This is a genomic window from Streptomyces durocortorensis (assembly GCF_016901035.1).
GTDB lineage: Bacteria > Actinomycetota > Actinomycetes > Streptomycetales > Streptomycetaceae > Streptomyces > Streptomyces durocortorensis.
The window spans coordinates 1-2,185 of sequence record NZ_JAFEUF010000453.1 but is presented as its reverse complement, the minus strand read 5'-3'; the positions used below and the strand labels follow the sequence as shown (position 1 = coordinate 2,185).

Here is a 2,185-nt window from a genome sequence, read left to right as displayed (position 1 = left end):
GGCCCGCGTCCTTGGCGCCGAGCGCCAGCTCCAACGCTCCCGCCCACCCCGGCCTCCGAGGTCGAACGCCTCCGAGAACGCGGGTGCGCCCAGGACCGCCCGCGTCGCCGCCGTGACGCGATCGACGTCGGCGCGTTCGGCGGGCGGCAGCGGGGCACCGGCGCGCAGGCGGGCGGCTGCGGCGGCCCCGAGGAGGCGGGCGGCGCAGACGGCCTCCGGCGTACGCCCCGCCAGGGCCGCCGCCCCGGCCAGGCCCTCCAGGGACAGGGCCAGGGCGCGCGGCTCTGCGAGGACGCGGGCGATCTCCAGGCCGCGCAGGTGGTGCGCCGCGGCCGGGCCCGCCCCGCCCCGGAGTTCGGCGATGAAGCCCAGTTCCGCGCAGAGCAGGTGGTCCCCCGCCCGGGACGACACGGCGGCGAACCCGTCGCGGAGGCGCAGGAGGTGCGCTTCGGCGGCGTCGAGGTCGCCGGAGCGGCGGGCGCCGAGGGCCAGGCCCATGCCGGAGTGGATCTCGCCGTACGTGTAGCCCTGCTCGGCGGCGATGCGCCGGGCCTGCTCGTGCAGGTCGCGGGCCCGGTCCCAGTCGCGGGCGAGCAGCGCGAGCCGGCCGAGTCCGGAGAGCCGGGCCGGCACCTCCGCCTCCAGACCCAGCTCCCGTGCCATCCGCAGCCCTTCGAGCTGCCGTTGCTCGGCCTCCTCGTACCCGCCCTTGATCTCGGCGAGCGCGGCGAGCGGGGACACCGTCTGCAACTCGCCCCAAGAATCGCCCAGTTCGCGGAAGAGCGCGGCGCTGCGCCGCCCGTCGCGGCCGAGCGCGTCGAGGTCGCCGCCGACCAGGGCGAGCGCCGACCGCAGGCCGAGAGCGGCGGCGGTGCCCCACGGGTCGTCCGCGGCGGTGAACAGGGCGAGCGCGCGGGCGTTCAGCGCTTCGCCCCCGGCCGTGTCGCCCGCGCTGAACAGGCCTTACGCTCCGGCGGGCTCATCTCCGCGGAGTCGCGGCAGATGCCCCGCGCTCGGGTCGGCGGGGTGCTTCGCCCACTCCTACCACCTGCCCGTGGCCGGCCGGCTGTCGGTCGGGGCGGTCTGCCTGGGGGTGTACGACTCGCGAGCCGTCCGGCTGTGGATTCCGGTCAGCAGGCCGTCGCTGATGGACCGGTTCGTGGAGACGACGACGGAACCGTCCGGGCCTCAGTGAGGTCGCGCATCGGCGCATCGGCGCGTTCTCGCTCAGGATGACATCGGCGGCCGAGGGCCGGGCGCCGCTGCTGAGCCCGCCCGCTCAGCGGGTCTCGGTGAGCGGGCCGTACGCGTCCGGGCGGCGGGTGGTCAGGAACGGGAACAGTTCCAGCCAGTCGCGGCGGGCGTCGAGGTCGAGGTCGGCGACCAGGACGGCGGGCTCGTCGCGGGGGGCCTGGGCCAGGACGCGGCCGTACGGGTCCACGATGAAGGAGCTGCCGTAGAAGGTGAGGCCGTTCTCGGCGCCGATGCGGTTCGGGACGACCATGAAGGTGGCGTTGGCGATGGCGTTGCCGGTGATCACCTTCTGCCACAGCGGCTGGGAGTCGAAGCCGGGGAAGCCGGGCTCGGAGCCGATGGCGGTCGGGTAGACGAGGACGTCGGCCCCGGCGAGGGAGTAGGCGCGGGCGAGCTCCGGGAACCACTGGTCCCAGCAGGTGGGCAGGCCGAAGCGGGCCTCGTCGACCTCGACCAGCGGGAAGGCGTCGTCGCCCGCCGGGCCGGCCCGGAACCAGTCGTCCTCGTAATAGCCCTCGGTCACCGGGATGTGGGTCTTACGGGTGCGCTGCGCGAGGGTGCCGTCGGGGGCGACCAGGATCGCCGTGTTGTAGCCGAGGCCGTCGTCCTCGCCGCCGGGCGCCGGGGCCTTCTCGTACAGCGAGGCGTGTACGTACACCCCGTGCTCGCGCGCGGCCTCGGCCGCGAACGTGAAGGTGGGGCCGGTCAGCAGCTCCTCCGGCCCGGCGGGCTCCGGGTGGTCGGCGCGGCGGACGACCGCGAAGTACGGCGAGAGCGTCAGCTCCTGGAGGCAGACCACCCGGGCGCCCTCCGCCGCCGCGAGCCGGATGCCCTCCAGCAGGGCGGCGCGGTGCTCGGCGGGGTCGCGGTGCCAGCGCTGCTGGACGGCCGCGACGCGCAGGGGGGCGCGCTCGGCGGGGCGGGTCCGGGT

At 76.3% G+C, this 2,185-nt stretch carries 2 protein-coding genes and 1 pseudogene; 1 reads left to right on the top strand and 2 read right to left on the bottom strand.

All coding sequences use genetic code 11. The features are described from left to right. Window positions 1-750: pseudogene (locus tag JS521_RS35335) on the bottom strand (AfsR/SARP family transcriptional regulator); the annotation flags it as partial. Window positions 751-1,054: 304 nt separating this feature from the next. Here JS521_RS35335 and JS521_RS35330 point away from each other — a divergent pair. Then, window positions 1,055-1,195 carry a hypothetical protein gene (locus JS521_RS35330; protein WP_205086941.1) on the top strand — a complete coding sequence of 47 codons (141 nt, stop codon included), beginning with the start codon at window positions 1,055-1,057 and terminating at the stop codon, window positions 1,193-1,195. An 84-nt stretch (window positions 1,196-1,279) separates the two neighbouring features. On the opposite strand, the gene JS521_RS35325 is transcribed toward JS521_RS35330, so the two are convergent. After that, window positions 1,280-2,185 (bottom strand): carbon-nitrogen hydrolase (locus JS521_RS35325; RefSeq protein ID WP_205086940.1); only part of this gene is annotated, 906 nt, incomplete at its 5' end.